Annotated in this window: 9 protein-coding genes; 5 read left to right on the top strand and 4 right to left on the bottom strand. The window is 65.1% G+C overall.

The genetic code is table 11. The features are described from left to right. Window positions 1-12: 12 nt before the first annotated feature. Window positions 13-1,560, bottom strand: coding sequence for an arylsulfatase (locus tag ACG2LG_RS19965; RefSeq protein WP_396262030.1), 1,548 nt, complete (start codon window positions 1,558-1,560; stop codon window positions 13-15). 75 nt (window positions 1,561-1,635) lie between these two features. Beyond that, window positions 1,636-2,424 carry a hypothetical protein gene (locus ACG2LG_RS19960; RefSeq protein ID WP_396262029.1) on the bottom strand — a complete coding sequence of 263 codons (789 nt, stop codon included), beginning with the start codon at window positions 2,422-2,424 and terminating at the stop codon, window positions 1,636-1,638. Window positions 2,425-2,590: 166 nt separating this feature from the next. Between ACG2LG_RS19960 and ACG2LG_RS19955 the strand changes: the two genes are divergently transcribed. Further along, window positions 2,591-3,874: an OprD family outer membrane porin gene (locus tag ACG2LG_RS19955; protein WP_396262027.1), complete on the top strand. Its 1,284-nt coding sequence runs from the start codon at window positions 2,591-2,593 to the stop codon at window positions 3,872-3,874. A gap of 308 nt (window positions 3,875-4,182) precedes the next feature. Here ACG2LG_RS19955 and ACG2LG_RS19950 read toward each other — a convergent pair whose 3' ends face one another. Continuing rightward, window positions 4,183-6,441: a glycosyl hydrolase family 95 catalytic domain-containing protein gene (locus tag ACG2LG_RS19950; RefSeq protein ID WP_396262025.1), complete on the bottom strand. Its 2,259-nt coding sequence runs from the start codon at window positions 6,439-6,441 to the stop codon at window positions 4,183-4,185. 69 nt (window positions 6,442-6,510) lie between these two features. Then, complete coding sequence (locus ACG2LG_RS19945) at window positions 6,511-8,319, bottom strand: right-handed parallel beta-helix repeat-containing protein (RefSeq protein ID WP_396262023.1); 1,809 nt, start codon at window positions 8,317-8,319, stop codon at window positions 6,511-6,513. Window positions 8,320-8,536: 217 nt separating this feature from the next. On the opposite strand from ACG2LG_RS19945, the gene ACG2LG_RS19940 reads away from it, so the two are divergent. The 4 genes from ACG2LG_RS19940 (at window position 8,537) to ACG2LG_RS19925 (ending at window position 17,270) form a co-directional block, all read left to right on the top strand. Then, window positions 8,537-10,069: an arylsulfatase gene (locus tag ACG2LG_RS19940; RefSeq protein WP_396262022.1), complete on the top strand. Its 1,533-nt coding sequence runs from the start codon at window positions 8,537-8,539 to the stop codon at window positions 10,067-10,069. 85 nt (window positions 10,070-10,154) lie between these two features. Continuing rightward, window positions 10,155-13,244, top strand: coding sequence for a DUF6288 domain-containing protein (locus tag ACG2LG_RS19935; protein WP_396262020.1), 3,090 nt, complete (start codon window positions 10,155-10,157; stop codon window positions 13,242-13,244). 301 nt (window positions 13,245-13,545) lie between these two features. Beyond that, on the top strand, window positions 13,546-14,895 hold the full coding sequence (locus ACG2LG_RS19930; RefSeq protein ID WP_396262018.1) for a BNR repeat-containing protein: 1,350 nt from the start codon (window positions 13,546-13,548) through the stop codon (window positions 14,893-14,895). A gap of 62 nt (window positions 14,896-14,957) precedes the next feature. Beyond that, window positions 14,958-17,270, top strand: a complete 2,313-nt coding sequence (locus tag ACG2LG_RS19925; protein ID WP_396262016.1) for a hypothetical protein — start codon at window positions 14,958-14,960, stop codon at window positions 17,268-17,270. Window positions 17,271-17,295: the final 25 nt, after the last annotated feature.

Genomic DNA, 17,295 nt, shown 5'->3' with positions numbered 1-17,295 from the left:
GCAGCGAAACTCTTACTTGTCCCGCAGCGGATACGGTTGAACCCCGACCCGCGCGGCCCAGATCTTCCATTTTGTGGCCATTGCGTTCGCCATTTCGGGATCGGTCTTGGCGAGGTCCTTGAGCTCGGTGCGGTCGGTGGTGAGGGTGTAGAGTTCCCAAGGCTTGCCCTTGGCGCGGACGAGTTTCCATGGGCCGATTCTCACCGCCGCATTGCCCATGTGCTCGAAGTAGAACTCGCGCCGTGGCATGGCTTTTCCCTGAAGAGCCGGTTTCAGGCTCAGGCCCTCAAGGGGAGTGAGATCCTGCCGCGACGGGTAGGATGCCTCCGCAAGATCGAGGCAGGTCGGCATGAGGTCGATGATGTGGCCAGGGGTGGTCGTGATGGAGCCTTCCAGTTCTTCGGGGATGCCCTTCGGCCAGTGGGCGATCAGTGGTGTCGCGATGCCGCCTTCGTGCATCTCCATCTTGTAGCGACGAAAGGGCGTGTCGCAGAGGTTGGCGCCCGCGATGCCGAAGCTGTTGTAGGAGTCCGAGGTGCCGGTGCGGGCCTTGGGGTCGCCGCCGCGGCTGCCGGTGAATCCGGTCGGCCCGCTTTCGGCGCTCGCGCCATTGTCGGAGAAGAACAGGATCAGCGTGTTGTCCAGTTGATCGTACTGCCTGAGTTTCTCGACGACCCGACCGACACCGCGGTCGATGAGGTGGACCATGGCCGCATGGGTCGCCATCCGCAGGTCCATTTCCTCCGGGTCCTTGACCTTTTCCCAATCCGGCATCCGGGGGTCGGGCGGGGAGAGTTTCGTGCCGGCCGGAAACAGGCCCATTTTCATCTGCCGCGCGAAACGCGCCTCGCGCACCGGCTGCCAGCCCTGGCGGTAGCGACCGCGGAACTTCGCGATTTCCTCGTCGGGCGCGTGCAGCGCCCAGTGCGGGGCGGTGTAGGCGAGGTAGAGCAGCACCGGCTTGCCGGCCTCGAAGCCTTCGTCGAGAAACTGCAGCGCGTGGTCGGTGAAGGCGGTGGTCGAATACCAGTCGTCCGGCACCGGGATGACCTCGTCGTTCATGACCAGCTCCCGACCCGGCAGGTTCCGGTAGTGGTGGCCGCCGCCCTGGGGCGTGCCGTAGAAGCGGTGGAAGCCGCGCTGGAGCGGCCAGTGTTCCGGGGCCGAGCCGACGTGCCATTTGCCGCTGATGGCGGTGAAATATCCGGCAGGCCGGAGTGCCTCGGCGAGCGTGACGCAGTGATCATTGAGAAAACCCTGATAGGCCGGATGGCCAAGGTCCTGGCTCATCATCCCGATGCCGGCCTGGTGCTGGTAGAGTCCGGTCAGCAGCGAGGCCCGGGTCGGGCAGCAGCGGCCGGCATTGTAGAAGTGCGTGAAGCGTAGTCCGGACCCTGCCAGCGAGTCGAGATGGGGTGTTTCGATCTCGGCCCCGAAGCAACCGAGGTCGCTGTAGCCCATGTCGTCGACCATGATGACGACGATGTTGGGCCGCGGGGCTGCGCCGAGAGAGAGGTGGCAAAGCGCGAGGTGGAGGAGGGCAAGCAGGTGCCTGGGCATGGACCCCCTACGTTCGCGCGGGTGGGGTTCTGGCAGGGGCGGCGAATCCGTGCCCACCCGTGGGGGCGGTTTCTCTCAGCCTCCTTGTTCCGGGCGCCGCCTGCGCAGGAAGGTCAGGCAGGCGGGGATGAGGAGCAGGGCCGAGCTGGGTTCGGGAACCTGGACGGCGGAGCCGAAGACATCGATCTCGCGGATGATGGTGGCCGTGTTCTGCGGGTCGGTGCCGGCCGGGGCAATCGAGGGGACGGGATCCAACCAGGTGAAGCGGATGGCGTCCACGCCGTCCGGAACCACGGTCTGGATGTTCACGAGGGTGACCTTGGCGGCGTATTCACCTGGATCGGCCACGGCTGCCGCCGTGTAAAACTCGGTGAAGCCGGTATCACCCACGAGGCTGTAGAACACCGAGTAGCTTTGGTGGGCGAACTCGTGCTCCCGTCCGCTCCACTCGGGGTCGATGGTCACGGAGCCTCCGGTGAAGGTTGACAGGGAAGTGATCCTGTAACCCAGAGGGCTGGCATCAAGGTCGAGATTGAAGTCGATGGTCGCCGGATACTGGGAGCTGTCTTCCAGGGCAGCAGCCGACAATCCAGTGCCGTCGTTCACGTATGCGACATTGAGCACGGGGCTGGACGAGACCGACGACAGGGACGGTGCGCCCGAGTTGACCAGGTCGGTGGTACTGATGGTCGTAACAAACTCCGTTCCGTCACCACTGGTTCCGAACTCCGTCAGGATGCCGATGATGGCCTGCGCCGGGCTGACCGCCAGAAGGCCGCAGGCGAGGGCGGTGACAAGGCGTCCGCGGCGGGGGAGAGGGGAGGGCGAGGTGGCCGTGAAATCAGCTCGGGAAGCAATGGACATGATGGACGGACGCTAACGGGAGGCCCGGGTTGGTGTCGAGAGGGTTCGGCAGCGTCGCGCTCCAAGTGCGCAGCAATTGCGGAAGGGTTCGCCTCGTCTTGCAGGGAGGCGGCGAGGCATTGCTTCGAGGAGGCTTCGGGCGTATGGCCGGGCCGGTTCGTCCGCCATGAAGCTCACTGCTTCCTTCCTGCGTCGACTCGCCTGCGTGGCGGGAGTCGCTTTCATCCCCACGGCGTCCGCTGAGTCGGGCGCTTCCCCGGCGTTTTCCCCGGGAGCGATTTTCGAGGACTTGGAAGCCGACGGATACGGGCTCTTTTCCGGGAAGCTCCAGAGCCTGCTGATGCATCGCGACATTGAAGGCGCCGGGCACGGAAACAGCGGAACCCTGGCGGCCACTCTCAACTACCGCTCGCCGGAATGGGGCGGCTTATTCGTCGGGGGGCAGGGAATCTACAGCTGGCGGGTCTTCGAGGACGGCGATCGCAGGGCCGGCGGGCCCGCCTACTGGTTGTCGAACGACGAGTTCAGCGTGCTCAACGAGGCGTATGCCGGCTTCAATTTCGAGTCGGTCGGTTGGGAAGGGGCCGAGCTGCGGGTGGGGCGTCAGATCCTAAACTACGACTTTGCGCCGACCTACAACATCCGCCAGAAGGATCAGTCCTACGAGGGCGTCGTGTTGAAGACGCAGCCTCGCGACAACCTCACGCTGGATCTCGGCTGGTTCGACCGGTTCAGCAGCTGGGCCTCGCGGGAAGGCGGGCCTTCGACATGGCGGGCGGAATTCATCGATGTCGAGGATCGGGTCGGCGTGCCCTACGACACCAACGGGTTCTTCTTTGCCTCAGCGGTTTACACCCCCTGCGACGCGTTCTCCTTGGGAGCCTATGATTTTTACGGCGACGATCTGTTCAATGTCTTTGGACTCAAGGGTGCCTACACCTGGGAGCTTGGGGGTGACTGTGGCTCGCTCACTTTCCGAGGTCACTGGGCGAACCAGCGGGATGTCGGCCGCATGAATCGCGACGGACTGGGTGACATCGGCTCGAACGTGATCGAGGCCGGCCTGGACTACGCCCTCGGCGGACTGACCCTGAGCGGTGGCGGGGTGTTCATCCGCGGCGATGACTTCCAGACCCCCTTCCGAACCTCGTTCACCATCGATACCGAGCTGCTTTGGTACACCATGCAGTTCGAGGGCGGCACGAATTCCGGGTATCTCAAGGGCGTCTGGAAATGGGAGGACTGGATGTTCTACGCGATGTATGTCGCGTCGGAGCATCGCTGCGGGCGGGTGTGTCAGGAAATCGATGTGGTGGTGAAACGCACCTTCGACGCGGGACTCTACACCGCGGTGAAGGCTGGCTACGGCGGACGGCGGCCTGGCACGCTGACGGCTGGCCCGAAGACCAACGCACTGGACCTGCGCTGGTTCTTCGGGTGGACGTTCTGAGGAAAGGAGCGCGCGACGCTGTCGCGCATCGAATGGCCGGGAGAGTGTTTTTCAGAGGGGATGCGGAATGGCGTGTGAGTCTTTCTGGCGCTGGTGATGAGTGGGCGGTGAGAGGAATGAATGGCCACCGGTCCCTGGCCACTCACCACCGAAGCTGGAGTTGCCTCAGAGCGGGTTGAGAAACGGACCGCGAGCTTCAGCTCGCATCGAACGGAGGCTCCGGGGCGAGCTGAAGCTCGCGGTCCGCATGGGGGCGGGCACGGGGAGGCGGGCAGGCGCGGCGATGCGCGACAGCGTCGCGCGGTCCTTCAGAGCGGCTTGAGGTCGGGGCCGAGTTCGACGGAGTCTCCGATCGAGAACTCCATCGCACGAACGGTGTCGCCGTGGCGGAGGCGGGCCTGGTTGCCCGACTTGGAACGAATGGTGGCCTTGGTGAGCCTGCCCTTCTTCCACTCGAGATCGACTTCGAAGCCCCCGCGGGCGCGCAGGCCGGTGACGTTGCCGTCGGGCCAGGCCGACGGCAGGGCGGGCAGCAGCTCGATCTCGCCGGCGTGCGACTGCAGCAGCATCTCGGCGATGCCGGCGGTGCCGCCGAAGTTGCCGTCGATCTGGAAGGGCGGGTGGGCGTCGAGCAGGTTGGGAAAGGTGTTTCCGGCGAGCGCCTCGCGCAGCATCAGGTGGGCGTGGTCGCCGTCGAGAAAACGGGCCCAGAAGTTGATCTTCCATGCCTTGGACCAGCCGGTGCCGCCGTCGCCGCGGAAACGGAGCGATTGCTTGGCGGCCTCGGCGAGTTCCGGCGTGCCGCGTGGCGTGATCTCGTTGCCGGGATGCAGCCCCCACAGGTGGGAGACATGGCGGTGATGGTTCTTCGGGTCGTCCTTGTCCTCGAGCCACTCCTGGAGTTGCCCGTGCTGGCCGATCCGGTTCGGCGCGATCTTGCCGGCCATCGCGTCCAGCTTCGCGCCGAAGTCGGCATCGACCTCGAGGATGCGGGTGGCTTCCGCCGTGGCCCGGAGCAGCGTGCGGATGATCTGGTGGTCCATGGTCGGGCCCATCACCAGTCCGCCGTTCTCGGGAGAGTTCGAGGGACCGCTGACCAGCTCGCCGGTCTCGGGGTGGGGAATCAGGTAGTCGACGAAGAACTCGCTGGCTCCCTTCATCACCGGGTAGGCACGCTGGCGAAGGAATTCCTCGTCCTTCGTGAAAAGGTAGCGCTCCCAGAAATGGGTGGTCAGCCACGCGCCTCCGGTCGGCCAGATGCCGTGGTTGGAATTGTTGATCGGGGCGGTGCCGCGCCACAGGTCGGTGTTGTGGTGCAGCACCCAGCCCCTGGCTCCGTAGTGGGCCTTGGCCGTCAGGCGCCCGGTTTCGACGCAGTCGTCGAGCATGTCAAAGAGCGGATCGTGGCACTCGCTCAGGTTGCACAGCTCGGCGGGCCAGTAGTTCATCTCGGTGTTGATGTTCACCGTGTATTTGCTTTCCCACGGCGGCTTGATCTTGTCGTTCCAGATGCCCTGCAGGTTGGCCGGCTGGGATCCGGGCCGGGAACTGGCGATCAGGAGGTAGCGGCCGAACTGGAAATAGAGCGCATCGAGCGCGGGGTCGGGCGTGTCCTTGGCGGGCTTGAGGCGCTGGTCGGTCGGGAGCTTGTTCTTCTGCTCGCCGCCCAGGTCGAGGGTGACGCGGCGGAAAAGCGAACGGTGGTCGGCCTGGTGGTCCGCGAGGAGTTGGGGCCACGTTTTGGAGGAGACCTTCTTCAGGTCCGCCGTGCAAAGCGCGGCCGGATCGGCGGACACATCCCGGTACGACTTGTGATTGCTGCGAGCGACCACGAGGAGGGTGGCGGAGTCGGCGTTGCTGATCCTCAACATGCCCTCATCCAGCGAGACCGATCCGCCCTCGCTGCGAGCTTCCACGCGGGTCTGGAAGCGGATGGCGCCGCCCGCCACGGTGCCGGTGAGCGCAAGAGTGCGGTCGCCTTCGGCGGTGATTCCGTTCTCCGGATGTGGCGACTCGAGGCGGGCGCTGAAGGAAACGCCACCGGGCCGGTCGGACGTGATCCGCCACACGATCACCTCGTCGGGATGGCTGGAAAGGCACTCGGTGGTGAATCGGGTTTCACCGCGCTTCCAGGTGCTGCTGGTGACCGCCCCGTCGAGATCGAGCGCGCGGCGGTATCCGCTGACCTCACCCTCGCCCTCGAAGCGGATCTTCAGGTCGACGCAGGGCTGGTAGGCCATCTGCCTCAGCGGCTCGCTCATGAATTCCTTCATCGCGAGCTTCTCGGCGTCTTTCTGTTTTCCTTCGAAGAGCAGCTTGCGGATCTGTGGCAAATGCTCGACCGCCCCTTCGTTGTGGTAGTGGCGCGGCTTGCCGGTCCAGATCGTCTCCTCGTTGATCTGCAGGTGCTCTTCATCCGTGCCGCCGAAGACCATCGCCCCGAGCCGTCCGTTGCCGATGGGAAGCGCCTCGGTCCACTTCTCCGCAGGCTTTTCGTACCAGAGTTCCGAGGCGGTCGCAGCCGGAAGGGCCAGGATCATCCACGCGAAGCAGCGTATCTTGGTCATCACACAGGACGGAACGTGTGAAGACCGGTGATTCGATCAGGGAGTCAGCGAACTGTCACAGATATCCGCTTACTCGGTTTCGACGGGAAGGAATCGATTACCCTTCAGCGTCACCTCCCCGCAGCGCTCGATCCGGAATGCCGACTCTTCGGTGGGCAGGGGATCCCCGTGGATGGCGTTGCCGGTGATGCTCAGTCCGGTGGTGCTGTGGGCGCCGACGGCGACCTGGCCGCGGAGGAGGAAGGTGTTGTCCTCGATGCGGATGTTGCGATGCACCGCCGGGTTCGGCTGGCTGTTGCGCGGGTTGATCTTCACCACCGGCTCGCCGCATTGGTGGAAGCGGTTGTTGCGAATGGTCAGGTCGCGAATGCAGCCGGACTCGAACCAGCCTTCGGCGTCGTTCTCGAGCAGGATCGCCGACATGTGGGTGGCGTGGAAGTCGTTGTCCTCGACGACGACCTTGCGGCGGGTGGTGAAAAGGAAACCGCGGGTCGGGATGTGCCGGACTTCGCAACCCCGGACCTCCACCTCGGGCGTCCAGGTGACGTTTTCGATCACGTCGTGGTCGCGCAGCTCGGCGGGCACGGGTTTATCGAGGACCAGTTCGATCTCGCGGGGGTTGATCAGCTTCGACGTGATCACTTGGTTCGTGGCGTACGGCTCGAGGGTGTCGGCATGAACGAAGTCGACCTCGTCGCCCGGATTGAAGGCGAGGAAGCCGAAGGTCTGCTTGTGGATGAAGGCCACCTTCACCTTGTTGGGTCCGAGCTTCTCGACGACCCGCAGGTGGGTGCCGTGGACGTTGATCGCATCGTCGTGGGCACCGGAGAAGACGCAGTTCCTGACAAGGATCTTCCCGCGGCAGCCGGAGAAGTGGAAGCAGTCGGCCCAGGCCGCAGTGGTGCGTCCGCTGTCGGGGTCGGGTGCGACCGAGACGCCGTCGAGGGTGATGTTCTCGGTAAACTGGCTGACGATGCCCATGCCGTGGATGAAGTGGAACTTCACGTCCTTCCAAAGGATGTCCTTGCTGCGGCGGGTGAAGACTCCGGCACAGTCGCGATGGGGGTCGCGGATCTGATAGATCCTATCCTGCTTCAGCCGGTGCTTGCCGGTCACGCGGACGGTGAAGGGCTCTTTTTCTTCGGCCGTGAGACCGCCCAGCGGGCTGCGCATGCGGTGAACGCGTCCGGTCGAGAGGTCGAGTTCCTGACCGAGGCCTTCGCCGTGGCTCCAACCCTCGCCGGTCCAGGTGAGCTTGCCTTCGGCGATCGAGTAGGCGGAGTCCTGGTGGATCTTGAGGATCGCGTGATCGGGTCCGGTCTCGACCACCTTGAATTCCGACACGGTCGGCCGCTGGTAGTCGAAGGCGAGGCCTTCGAGGGTGATGTCCTCGCAGTGATCCACGCAGACCTCGATCATTTTCGCGTGGCAGACGATGCGGGCGCCCGGCCCGGTGATGTGGGCGTGTTTCACGTTCCGCAGCATCAGCGCCACGGCCTTGAGCCCTTCGGGTTCGGCATTGGTGTTCGAGATGTTGAAGGTGTCGCGGAAGAGATGGGTCGGGTGGAAGTCGTGGCGGCCGGCGGCGAAGTGGACTTCGATCGGCTGTTCGGCGGTGCCGGCGCCCGTGAGTTCGAGGCTGTGGTCGAAGCGCCCGGGTGAGACTTCGATGCGATCGCCGGGAGCGAGCTTGAGGCGGTTGAGCGGGGCGAAGGTTTTCCACGGCTGTTCGGGGGACCGGCCCGGGTTGTCGTCCGCCCCACCTGCCGGATCGACGTGGTAGGTGATGCCGCCCGGTGAGGCTGTCCGGGCATCGATGGTCGAGAGCCCGGCGAGGAGAGCGAAGGTCGCGAGGCAACCATGGAGGGGCGTCATCATGGCCCAATCTACCGCACCGGGCCCCGGCGGCTTTCATGGGGGAGTGGCGCTTTCCAAGCGCCATGACGGGGCGTGGCGGTCTCCAGACCGCGGTGGAACGCCGGCTGCGGGTTTCACTCCGTCGGGAAGGGAGGGGTCGGCTCGATCCTGCGGCTGGAAGCCGCTTCTCCATGGTATGGCGCTTGGAAAGCGCCACTCCCTCGCTCAGGCTCGCTCCATGAAGTCGCTTGTCCGGATTTTCATGGGTCTCTCTCTCGTCTCATGCCTCGGCGCGGCCCCGCCCAACATCCTGCTCATCTTTGCCGACGACCTCGGGTTCGGTGACATCTCCTGCTACAACCCGGAGGCGAAGATCGAGACCCCGCATCTGGACCGACTCGCCGGGGAAGGGCTGCGCTTCACCGATGCGCACAGCCCGTCGACGGTTTGCACCCCGTCGCGCTACAGCCTGCTGACCGGCCGCATGGCCTTCCGGATTCCCTATCGCGGGGTGTTCACCGGGGCTGGAGGACCGTGCCTGATCGAGGAGGGCCGCCTGACGCTGCCGGAGATGCTGCGCGAAAAGGGCTACCGCACCGCGCTTTTCGGCAAGTGGCACATCGGCATGACCTTCTTCGACAAGGATGGGAAGCCGATCCACAAGGACGGTCTCGAGCCGGTGAAGCGGATCGACTACTCGCGGGCCATCGAAGGCGGGCCGGTGAGCCACGGGTTCGACGAGTTCTTCGGCACCGCCTGCTGCCCGACCACCGACTGGCTTTATGCCTTCATCGACGGCGACCGCATCCCGGTGCCACCGACGAAGCTGCTCGACCGCTCGACGCTGCCGGAGCACCCGTGGTCCTTCGACTGCCGCGAGGGCCTGATCGCGCCGGACTTCGACATGGAGGAAATCGACGAGATTTTCCTCGGGAAGAGCATCGGGTTTCTCGAAAGCCACGCGAAGGAGAAGCCGGATCAGCCCTTCTTCCTCATGCACTCGACCCAGGCGGTGCACCTGCCCTCGTTTCCCTCGAAACGATTCCAGGGGACGACGGGGAAGGGGGCGCACGGCGACTTCATCGCGCAGTTCGATGGGCACGTCGGTGACTTGATGAAGGCACTCGATCGTCTCGAACTGGCGAAGAACACGATCGTCATCGTGACTAGCGACAATGGTCCGGAGGTCGGCACGGTGATCCACATGCGCGATCTTCACGATCACGACGGCGCCCGCCCCTGGCGCGGGGTGAAGCGCGACAACTGGGAGGGCGGTCACCGGGTGCCCATGCTGGTTCGCTGGCCCGGGGTTTCCCCGGCGGGCCGGACCATCCGCGAGACGGTTTGCCTCACCGATCTCTTCGCCACCCTTGCGGAAGTGACCGGCTTCGAACTGCCGGAGACCGCCGGCGAGGACAGCGTGAGCGTGCTGCCCTTGTTGAAGGGTCGCGATGCGCCCGTCCGGGAGTTCACCCTGCACCAGACTTGGTCGCTTGACCTCGCCATCCGCCGGGGGCCGTGGAAATACCTCGATCACAAGGGTTCCGGCGGCAACCGCTACGACCGCAAGGGCAGCAAGAACTGGAGCATTCCCGAGGATTGGATCATTGAGGACACCGCGCCCGACACGCCCGGCCAGCTCTACGATCTCGCCACCGATCCCGGCGAAACGGTCAACCTCGTCGAGCGCTACCCGGAGAGAGTCGCCGAGCTGAAGAAGTTGCTGGACGAGACCCGCGGGTCCGGTCGCAGCGCGCCGACCGACCGATAATCCGGGGCCGATCCGAGAGGAGGGCGCCACCTCCGGCGTATCCGGCCATCATTCCGGCAGTTCCCGCCGGGTTCCGATCCCATTCATGAAAACCATCGCCCCGATTCTTCTGACCCTCGGCTGCGCCGGCTCGCTGGCCGCGGAACCTTTCTACAAGAACGAGCACGGCTTGTTCTCCCTCCGCCCCGGGGAACAGACACCGGTGACCCACCTGACCCGGGTCGGCCCGATCGGCATCAGCCTCGACTTGCTGCAGCCGGCTTTTACGATGCGCATCAAGGGTGTCGAAGTCGGCTCTCCTGCCGCCGCGGCGCAACTCGAGCCGGGGATGTTCATCCAGAGCATCAATGGCGCAAAATTGGCCGACATCGACCCCCGCATCCAACTCGGCAACTGGATCACCGAGGCCGAGGCGAGCGATGGCCGGTTGGTGATGGCGGTATCCGGCGAACCGGGTGGCGAGGCCCGCGAGGTGGTGGTGACGATCCCGGTGATGGGTGAATACAGCGCGACATGGCCGCTCGATTGTCCGAAGTCCGAGAAGATCGTCCGCAACTACGCGGACTATCTCAAGCAGCCCGGGGCGGACCAGGGATTTGCCGGTCTCGGGATGCTGTTCCTGCTTTCGACCGGCGATGCGAGCGACCTCGAGCATGTCCGCCAGTGGGCGCGGGCGCATGACGGGGGCTCGTCGTATCCGTGGCACATCGGCTACGGCGGCCTGGCGCTTTGTGAGTACTACCTGCGCACCGGCGATGCCGAGGTCCTGCCGGCGATCCAGAAGATGGCCGACAAGCTGGTCGAGATGGAGAACTTCGGTGGCTGGGCCGGACGCGGTCCGACCGCGAGCCTGAGCTACGGCGGCGGCGGGGGTCACCTCAACGCGGCGGGCACCTTGTGCGTCGGCTACCTGATGCTGGCGAAGGAATGCGGGGCCGAAGTGCCGGACGAGACGCTGCAGCGGGTCCTCGCCCATTTCTACCGCTACTCGGCGCGGGGCAACGTGCCCTACGGCAAGGGCAAGCCCGAAGGCGGCTACACCGACAACGGCAAGAACGGCAAGCTGGCCTTTTCGATGGCGGCGGCGGCGGCGCTCGATCCGCGGGGCGAGAAGTCGATCTACGCCCGCGCCCGGGATGCCTCGGCGCAGTTCGCCTTCTACAGCACCTCCTACATGCTGCACGGCCACACCGGCGGCGGCATCGGCGAGATCTGGCGCAGCGCCTCGATGGGACTCGTCCGCGACGAACTGCCGGAGCACTACCGCGAGTTCATGGACAACCGGCGCTGGCACTACGAGCTGTCGCGGCGATTCGACGGCTCCTTCGGCATCCTCGGTGGCGCCCGCTACGACAACACCGAGTGGGGCGCCGGCTACGCCTTCACCTACACCGTGCCGCGCAAGACGTTGCGCCTCACGGGTGCGCCTCCGACGAAGTTCTCGAAACTCCACGCCCTGCCCGAGCGGCCGTGGGGCACGGCGGAGGACGATGATTTCCAGTCGATCACTCCCGCGGCCTGCCCGAAGGGCGGCACCTACGACCTCTCCGCCGAGACCTTCGCCGGCCATACCGGCATGGCGATGCTGCGTCGGCTTGGCGGGGGCGATCTGGACGAGGGGCAGTTGAGAAAATTCATCCGCCATCCGGACATCGTGGTCCGGAGCACCGCGGCGCGGTCGATCGGCCACCACGGCGAGGCCTTGCTGATGGAGTTGCTGGCCTGCGACGATGCACGCGTGCGGCGTGCCGCTCTCGAAGGTTTGGACAGCGGGGCGGACCCGCTGATGTCGCGTGCGGTTTTCGATCATGTGATCGGCATGATCGATGATCCGGCGGAGTCGTGGTTCGTGAAGGACATGGCGATCCAGGCGGTGGGCAAGGCGCCGAAGGATTGGATCGTCGGCCAGGTTGACCGGATCCTCCCCTTCCTTGCGCACGAGGAATGGTGGCTTCAGCATTCCGCGCTCGGGGCGCTGGCACCGGTGGTGGGCGACGAGCGGTGCTACGAGAAAGTGCTTCCGGCGATCGGGAAACTCCTGCAGACCAACTATCAATACAGCCTCTCCGGGCAGTTCCGCTGGGGGCCGCTGCCGGAAAACCTGCGCAGTGCCCCGCCGAAGGTGCAGCAACTGGCGCGGGAATGCCTGAAGGAGGCCTACGTCGATTTTGTCGAGTACGACCACCACTCGGGGCGGGTTGAAAATGTCGTCAATCCGATGACCCGCGAGGCCCTGGCCGATTCGCTGGCGAAGCTGCCCGGCGGGTACGACACGCTCTATCAGATCGGAAGACAGCGCTATCCCGACCAGGATCTGCCCTTCAAGGAGATCTTCCTCCAAGCCGATCCGGAACAACTCAGCCCGGAGCTGCGGAGGGTCGTCGACGAGGCGGTGGGCGGCAACCTGATCCCGGCCTACGTGAAGAAGAACCGCGGGACCCTGCTGAAGGAGGCGGTCAGCGAGGAGGTCGGGGGCGGCAAGATGGAGGGGCTCACCGAACTCTACCGCAAGGTCGGGGTCGATGAATTCGACTGGCGGGATTTCGGCCCCCACCCGAACGAGATGGTGTGGCAATACCACAGCTTTGATCCCCCCGAGAAGTTCATGGAGCCGGATGACCGTCTGGGTCGCTTTCGCGAAGTGACCTTCCCTTCCGGGATGGAAGAGTGGCATGCGGTGGGCTTTGATCCCCGGGCTTCCGGTTGGAAGACCGGGCAGGCTCCCTTCGGTGCCGCCGATGGCGAAAAGGGCATGATCGCCGGATCGCGCAGCGACTGCGGGTTGTCATTCTGCAAGTGCGGCGACCCGGTCCAGACGCTGTGGGAGAAGGACGTGCTGCTGATCCGCGGCACCTTCGACTTTCCGACCTTCGAGGAAGGCTATCGCTACCGCCTGGTTCATGGCGGCATTTCCCACGTCGGCTCGGGCGGGGGATATCAGGTGTATGTGAACGGCAGGCTTTTCATCGACGATCAAAACGGCGTGGACCGCCGCGGCGGTTCGCGGCCGATCGGCCGGGTCATCCCGAAGGAGTGGTGGCCCGAGTTTGCCGACGGCCAGGTGGACCTCGCCGCCATCACCTTCAAGAAGCACCATCCGCGCAGCAAGAAGTACGGTGGCAACATCAGCCTCTTCCTGCAGCGCATGAAGGTTCCGCCCCTCGAGGTCGAGTAGAGTCGGGGAGGTGCCGGGTCGCGGTGCCGGGAGTCCCACCGGACCACGGCGGCTGTCGCCAGGGGAGTGGCGCTTTCCAAGCGCCATGCCCTGGAGAGGCGGCTTCCAGCCGCAGGGTTAGGCCGGCCGTTCCCTTTCCGTCGGAAGCCGATCCTGAACTCGGCCTTTCACCGCGGTCTGGCGACCGCCATGCCCCGCCATGGCGCTTGGAAAGCGCCACTCCCCTCCTCACGAGGTCTTGTGCGGGTTCCCGGGTGAAAGGTTGGGTTGGCAGTCGGCGGTATCCACAGGCATTCATGCCATGAGTCGAAGTCTGCCCCTCCTGCTTTTCATCTCCCTCACGGCAGTGGTCCTGGCGGTTCCGAAGGCCACTCCGTCCTTCAAGCTGGCGGAGTCCCTCGACATCGCCCGTGTGCCGGCGGATTTTCCCGTGGGCTTCTGCCTGCTGACGCATGGCGGGCGGCAGTATGTCGCCTACTTCGATGAGGAGCGCCGAATGACCGTTGCGTCGCGTTTGTTGGATGCCGCTGAGTGGACCTATCAGGTCCTGCCATCGAAGGTGGGTTGGGATTCGCACAACTACATCACGATGGCGGTCGACGACGATGGGCAGCTCCACGTCTCGGGCAACATGCACTGCGTGCCGCTGGTCTATTTCCGCACCCGTGAGACCGGCGATGTTACGACCCTGGAGCGGGCGCCGATGGTCGGAAAGCAGGAGAAGCGGGTGACCTACCCGAAGTTCCTGACCGACCACGAGGGCACCCTGATCTTCAACTACCGGGACGGCGGATCGGGGAAGGGCAAGAGGCTGTGGAACCGCTACGATCCGGAAAGCCGTCGCTGGTCCCGGTTGCTCGACGTGCCCGTTCTCGACGGTGAAGGGGAGCGCAACGCGTATCCGACCGCGCCGGTCCGGGGACCGGATGGCTGGTTCCACATGATCTGGGTCTGGCGCCACACGCCCGACTGCGCGACCAACCACCATCTTTCCTACGCGCGAAGCCCGGACCTGAAACGGTGGGAGTCGGCCTTCGGGAAGTCGGTCAAGCTGCCGATCGTGATCGGGGAGGAGTCGCTTTTGGTCGATCCGATTCCGAGCGGAGGAGGCATCATCAATGGGGGTGCGAAGCTGTCATTCGATTCCGGCGGACGCCCGCTGATCACCTACCACAAGTCCGATGCCGAGGGGCACATGCAGATCTACGCCGCGCGCCCGGAAAATGGGAAGTGGCACTGTCGGCAGCTGACCGATTGGAACGAACCGATCAAATTCAGCGGCAACGGTTCGATGGGCTTCATCGGCATCCGGGTCACTGCGTTGTCCCAGGTGGACGAGGGCCTTTTCACGGTGAGTTTCCGTCATCGTGACCACGGGGGAGGACGCTTGTTCGTCGATGAGAAGACTTTGCGTCCGGTGGCGAGACGGGTCTCGGTCGGTCGGACGATTCCGCGCGAGCTGGATCGGCTGGAAAGCGACTTCAAGGGAATGGGCATCCACCGCGAGGAGGACCATGGCGATTCGGGGGACCCATCGGTCCGCTACATTCTCCAGTGGGAGACCCTCGGGGCGAACCGCGACGGACCGCGCAAGCCGCCGCTGCCCGGGCCCTCGATGTTGAGGCTGCACAAGCTCACCCTGAAGCCTTGAAGCAGGATTCGCGGAGCAAGGATCGGACTGGACCCGATGTCCTTGCCCGCTACCCTCCGCGGGTGCCCGGAAGACCGCATTTTTTTCTCACCGCCCTCGGCCTGGTCTCAGGCGCGCTGGCAGCGCCGCCCGCCATTCCGGGGTTTCATGGCAAGCATCCGCTGGATGCCGCCGGGCAGGGATCGGTCCTGATCGAGGAGCTGCGCTGTGCCTCATGTCACGACGGCATGGGGGACGCCCCGCCGCTGGCAGGTCCACGTCTGAATGGTCTGGCGGATCGCCTCGATCCCGGCTTCATCCGGAAGTTCATCGCGGCACCGTCGGCGCACGACCCTGGAACCCGGATGCCGGATCTGCTCCACGGTCTGGAAGAGGAAGAGCGGAGCGAGCTTGCCGATTCGTTGACCGCGTATCTTCTCGCGCCAGGGAAGTCGGAGAAAGCCGGACCGCCCGGGGAAGCCGATGCCAAGCGTGGTGGCGAGCTCTTTCACGAGGTGGGTTGTGTCGCTTGTCACAGCCCCAAGTCGGGTGACGGAAAGCCACTGCCGGGCGACGTCGGGCTCGGTCATGTCGGCAGCAAGTATCAACTTTCGGGGCTCGCGGAGTTCCTGCATCACCCGCTGACCGTGCGTCCTGCCGGCCGGATGCCCGATCTTGGCCTGCAGAAGAAGGAGGCCGAAGCCATCGCCGCCTTCCTCGTGCAAGCGAGCCCGGCCGCGGGTGAGCCGACGGCCCTGCCCAAGCGCGACGACGCCCGCATCGCCGCCGGCCGCAAGGCCTTCTTCGAAATGCGTTGCGTGGCGTGCCACGAACCGCCGTCGGTGGAAGCGGATTTCCCGAAGACTCCCTCGGCTCCGGCAGCCGGTCCTGCGATGCGACTGGATCAAGGCTGCCTCTCGGCCATGCCGGAATCCGCGCCGGACTACCAACTCAGCGACGAGCAGCGCGAGATGATCCGGGCGGCATTGAAGGCGGCTTCCGAACCCGTTTCCGCCGATGAGCGGGTGAAGCGCAAGCTGACTCAACTGAACTGCATCGCCTGTCATCAGCGCGACGACTTCGGAGGTGTCCATCCTGACCGCGATGCCTATTTCGGCAGCACCGAGGAGGCGCTCGGCAACGAGTCGCGCATCCCGCCGCAGCTGACCCTGGTCGGTGCCAAGCTGCGCCGCGAGTGGCTCAACAAGGTGCTCTACAACGGGGAGCGCGTGCGTCCCTACATGCTTGCCCGGATGCCGGTGTACGGAGAGGTGGCCCTGGAGGGACTGCCGGATCACTTTGCCGAGGTCGATCACCTCGAGCCCCTCGAGTATCCACCGCTGGACCGCGAGTCGGGACCGATGATCCGGAATGGCGGGCACCTGCTGGTCGGCAACAAGGGACTCAACTGCATCGCCTGCCACAACTTCAACGGCAAGGAGGGCCCGGGCATGAAGGGCATCGACCTGATGACGACCTACCAGCGCTTGCAGCCGGCGTGGTTCGACATGTTCATGCGGGCGCCATCGCAGGTCCGGCCGGGCATCATCATGCCCTCATTCTGGCCCGGCGGTCAGGCGGTGCAGACCGAAATCCTCGAGGGCGACACCGAGGAGCAACTGCGCGCGCTGTATCATTACTTCTCGCTCGGCCGTTCGGCCCGCGACCCGGATGGCCTGAAGGCGGAGGATTCGTCGCTGGTCGTCGAAGACGAGACCCGGGTTTACCGTGGTCGAAGCAGGGTGGCCGGATACCGGGGCATTGCGGTGGGACATCCCGGAGGGCTCAACTTCGCGTTCAACGCCCAGAACGGGACGCTGTCGGCGATCTGGAAGGGTGAGTTCGTCAGGGTGAACTGGCGAGGCCAGGGGGCGGGGGACTTCAACCCGGTCGGCAGACCCGTCCAAATGACCCAGGACGTCAGCCTGCTGGCCGAGCCGATGGACCCGTGGCCGGCGATGCCGGTGCGGACCAAGGAAGCACCGGCCAATCCCGACCCGCTCTATCCGCGTCAGTATGGCTATGCCTTCAAGGGTTACTCGCTCGATGACTCGGGCGTCCCGACCTTCCGCTATCACAGTGGGAAGGTGGCCATCACCGACATCGCCGTGCCGGAGACATCGGCTGAGGGACAGGTGCTGCGCCGAACCCTTAGCTTCGAAACCGGGGAGCCGGCGACGCTGTATTTCCGTGCGCTGACCGGTTCTCTCGAGCAGGTCTCGCCCTCGGTCTTCCAGACGCCCAAGCTGCAGCTCGCCATTCATGAAATGCCATCGGATGCCGGGGTGAGCTTGCGCACCGCTTCCGGCGGGGAGGATTCGCGCGAGGTGATCGTGAAAATCCCCCTGTCGGCCGGCAGCACCAACCTGATTCTCGATTATGCCCTTCGCGATTGATTTTTCTCCTGTCCGTGGCGGCGGA

Source organism: Haloferula sp. A504 (genome assembly GCF_044385805.1).
GTDB lineage: Bacteria > Verrucomicrobiota > Verrucomicrobiia > Verrucomicrobiales > Akkermansiaceae > Haloferula.
The sequence above is the reverse complement of the archived record's forward strand: the minus strand, read 5'-3'. Positions and strand labels throughout refer to the sequence as shown.

Coding starts and splice junctions, on each gene's coding strand:
- ACG2LG_RS19965 (WP_396262030.1), bottom strand. CDS start 1,560: ATGCCCAGGCACCTGCTTGCCCTCCTCCACCTCGCGCTTTGCCACCTC.
- ACG2LG_RS19960 (WP_396262029.1), bottom strand. CDS start 2,424: ATGTCCATTGCTTCCCGAGCTGATTTCACGGCCACCTCGCCCTCCCCT.
- ACG2LG_RS19955 (WP_396262027.1), top strand. CDS start 2,591: ATGAAGCTCACTGCTTCCTTCCTGCGTCGACTCGCCTGCGTGGCGGGA.
- ACG2LG_RS19950 (WP_396262025.1), bottom strand. CDS start 6,441: ATGACCAAGATACGCTGCTTCGCGTGGATGATCCTGGCCCTTCCGGCT.
- ACG2LG_RS19945 (WP_396262023.1), bottom strand. CDS start 8,319: ATGATGACGCCCCTCCATGGTTGCCTCGCGACCTTCGCTCTCCTCGCC.
- ACG2LG_RS19940 (WP_396262022.1), top strand. CDS start 8,537: ATGAAGTCGCTTGTCCGGATTTTCATGGGTCTCTCTCTCGTCTCATGC.
- ACG2LG_RS19935 (WP_396262020.1), top strand. CDS start 10,155: ATGAAAACCATCGCCCCGATTCTTCTGACCCTCGGCTGCGCCGGCTCG.
- ACG2LG_RS19930 (WP_396262018.1), top strand. CDS start 13,546: ATGAGTCGAAGTCTGCCCCTCCTGCTTTTCATCTCCCTCACGGCAGTG.